General features: G+C 67.4%; 4 protein-coding genes. All 4 read right to left on the reverse strand.

All coding sequences use genetic code 11. From position 1 onward, the window contains the following. The coding region (locus tag I0Q12_RS16425; RefSeq protein WP_197252910.1) for an ATP-binding cassette domain-containing protein at positions 1-720 on the reverse strand (720 nt) is incomplete at its 3' end. Next, entirely contained in the window at positions 707-1885 is a 1179-nt protein-coding gene (locus I0Q12_RS16430; protein ID WP_197252911.1) for a sugar ABC transporter substrate-binding protein, read from the reverse strand. The genes I0Q12_RS16430 and I0Q12_RS16425, both read right to left, overlap by 14 nt. A 127-nt stretch (positions 1886-2012) precedes the next feature. Next, on the reverse strand, positions 2013-2663 hold the full coding sequence (locus I0Q12_RS16435) for an isochorismatase family protein (protein ID WP_197252912.1): 651 nt from the start codon (positions 2661-2663) through the stop codon (positions 2013-2015). Continuing rightward, a partial coding sequence (locus tag I0Q12_RS33030) for an MFS transporter (protein WP_231610802.1) occupies positions 2660-3305 on the reverse strand: 646 nt, incomplete at its 5' end. The genes I0Q12_RS33030 and I0Q12_RS16435, both read right to left, overlap by 4 nt.

Below are 3305 nucleotides of genomic sequence, written 5' to 3' on the forward strand. Positions count from 1 at the left end.
GGTGGCGGTGAGATCGCGGGTGCGGTGCGTGCCCTGCGACACCCCGTCCCGCAGCACGGTGACGCGGTCGGTGTGGTCGAGCACCTCGTCGAGGTCGTGGGAGACGAACAGGACGGCGGCCTTGCGGTCGGCGACGATCTCCCGGACGACGGAGAACAGCAGGTCGGTGCCTTCGCGCGGGAGGAACACGGTGGGTTCGTCGAGGACGAGCAGCGTGCGGCGATCTCCGAGTTCCTCGGTGGCGCGCAGGATCGCGACCAGTGCCCGTTCGGTCTCGTTGAGGCTCGACACCGGCGCTTCCGGATCGACGTCGAGACCGAACCGCTCGAACAGGGCTCGTGCCGTGCGCTTTTCGCGTCGCCACGAGATCCACGGCTTGGATCCGGCGACCACCGGCCCGACCCGCAGGTTCTCCACGACGGACAGATCCGGGACGAGGGCGAGGTCCTGGTGCACGAAACTGATGCCCAGGTCGCGGAATCCGCCCGCCGGCACCGGCAGCGGCACGTCCCGGCCACGCACCTGCAGGGCGGCGCCCGCGTCGGGGGCGTGGAATCCGGCGAGCACCTTGATGAGGGTGGATTTCCCGGAGCCGTTCTCCCCCAGCAGGCCGTGGACCTCACCGGCGTGGATCGTCAGGTTCACGTTCTTCAGGACGGTGTGGTCGCCGAATGTCTTGGAGAGCCCGACGATGTTGACGATCGGATCAAGGCTGCTCACTGGGCCCCCAGATGGCTTCGTATCCGGTGACGTAGGCGGTGCCGTATCCCTTGTCGGGCTGCGGCGGGGTGCCGGTCTCGTCGATGTTGTCGGCGGTGATCAGCTTGAGCGGGGTCTCCTGCGCGCCGTCCGCGACGGGTTCGTAGCCCAGCAGCAGTCGGCCGGCCTGGTCCAGGGTCGCCCACGCGAGCCACGGGATGGATTCGCCGACGTTCATGGTGACGATGCCGTCGTCCTGCTGGATCTTGAGCACGGCGGGCGTGCCGTTGACCGAGGAGATCTCGACCTGGCCGGTCTTGCCGGCGGCCTTGATCCCGGACTGCGCGTAGAGGGACATCGAGTCGTAGATGGGCAGGATGAAGTTGATGTTGGGGTCGGCCGACAGTGCGGACTGCACTTCGGACTGGATCTTGGTGGCCCACTCGGCCACCGGAACGTTGACGATCTTGTAGGTGCACTTCGGGCAGTACTGCGCGATCTCGTCCTCCATCGCCGCGACCTCGGCCTTGGCGGGAGGCACCTCGTTGGACGTGATGATCAGCGCGTTGCCGGCGCCCTCGGTGCGGTCGATCATCCAGTCGACGGTGAGCCGGTTGGCTTCCGAGAGGGGTGCGTCGGTGGTGGCGTCGACGAGCCCCACGAGGTCCGCGGGCAACGGTTCGCCACGCAGGATCGTGTGGGTGAGGAGAACGGGAATGCCTGCCGCGTCGGCCTTTTGGAGCGCCGGTTTGATGAGGGATGCATCGACGCCCTGGGACAGGATGATGAGGTCGACCTTCTGGTTGACGGCCTGCTCGACGCCGGTGGCCCACTGGGTGGGCTGGCCCTGGTTGGTGTATTCGATCCAGGTGGCCCCGTAGCGTTCGGCGACCTTCTTCGATTCCTCGTCGACCGCGACGTTGTAGGGGTTCTCGCTGTTGGTGGGGATGGAGAAGATGGTCTTGCCGGCGATGTCCTTCATGGGGAACGGTTCGGCCTCGAGCGTGAACTCGGGGTCGGACTCGTACATCGCGAGCTGCGCCCGGGCGTACTCGAGTCCGGCGGCGACATCCGCGTCCGACACGTCGGCGCCGCCGGATCCGTCGCTGCTGCAGGCGACGAGACCGAGAGAAGCGGTGAAGGCGAGCGCCGCGAGGGCGGCGCGACCGGGTCGAGGAAGACGCATGGATTCTCCTGGGGAAACGAAGTGAGCGATGGAGCGTCCCCGCCGTTGGGGACCCGACCGGGAAGATGATGACTTCGAATGTATTGCGTGACGTGTTGCCTGCGGCAACGCGCGTGGATCATTCGTGTTAATTGCCGGACGACAGCGCGCGGAGGTACTCCTGGGCGCGCGACAGCGGCCACACTTCGGCCATCTTCTGCTGCATGTCGAACAGGTTCGACCGATGGATTGCAGAATCACGGTCCCCGACCGCGTCTTCCACGACGATCGGGATGAAACCGTGCTGCATGGCGTCGAGAGTCGTCGCCCGGACGCACCCACTGGTCGACAGACCCGCGATGAGAACGGTGTCGACACCGAGCCAGGTCAGGTGCGAGTTCAACGTGGTGCCGAAGAACGCGCTGGGATACTTCTTGGTCACCAGCATCTCGGCACAGGTCGGCTCGAGACCGTCGATGAATTCCCCGTACGGGCTGCCCTCGCAGAACGCGACGAGCGTGCCGGACTTCTTGAAGAACACGCCCGCGTCGGACCCGTCGGCGCGGAGGCGAACCTCGGTGATCACCACCGGGATTCCGGCCTCGCGGGCCTCGGCGAGCAGCGTGCGCATCGCCTCGACGTTCTCCTCCACACCCGCATACAGCGGGCAGTCGGGGTCGATGTAGGCGCGGGCCGGATCGACGACGATCAGGGCGGGGCGGGCACCGGGTTCGAGTTCCTGACCGAAGCCGGCGCGGGCGTAGTCCTCCGCCTGGGCGGCGCGATCGGCGATGGTCATGCTGACTCCTTCAACGTGGAAACAGAATCGAGTGTGTGGACGGTCGCCGCCGGATTGCGGCGTGGAAAGGCAAGGCACACCACGACACCGGCGAGAGCGACGAGGCCGAGTGCGATGCCGACGACGCGGACGTTGTCGACGAACCGGGTCACCTCGCCGCTGCCGAGCGAGCCGAGGGTGCCGCCGTACGCGGCCTGCCGCGCCGCGGTGCTCAGCCCTGCGGTCGCGAACACGAGTGCGAGTGCGGTGCTCAGCAGATAGCCGACGTTCTGCAGCGTCGATCGCAGTCCGTTGGCGATTCCGCGGCGGTCGGCGGGTGCGGTCAGCATGAGCGCGCTCGTCGAGGGCGTCATGAACAGTCCTGTCCCGCAACCGAGCACGAACAGGAACGGTGCCGTCGCGCCGAGCGAACCGCCGTCGGGCGAGAGCATCAGGGCGACGCCGAACAGTCCGACGGCGTTGAGCGCCATGCCCGTCGCGGTGAGCGTGCGGGGACCGAACCGCAGCATCAGCGATCCTGCGGCGGAGGCGGCCACGACCGTGCCGATCGCGACGGGCATCACCAGCGCCCCGGCGGTCACGGCCGAGATCCCGCTCACCGCTTGCCCGTACAACGACACGAGCAGCGTCACCGCGTAGGTG

It is taken from the genome of Rhodococcus sp. CX (assembly GCF_015865005.1).
GTDB lineage: Bacteria > Actinomycetota > Actinomycetes > Mycobacteriales > Mycobacteriaceae > Rhodococcus.

What these genes read in the sequence shown, in the direction of transcription:
- I0Q12_RS16430 (WP_197252911.1), bottom strand. Translation starts at nt 1,885, where the DNA reads ATGCGTCTTCCTCGACCCGGTCGCGCCGCCCTCGCGGCGCTCGCCTTC.
- I0Q12_RS16435 (WP_197252912.1), bottom strand. Translation starts at nt 2,663, where the DNA reads ATGACCATCGCCGATCGCGCCGCCCAGGCGGAGGACTACGCCCGCGCC.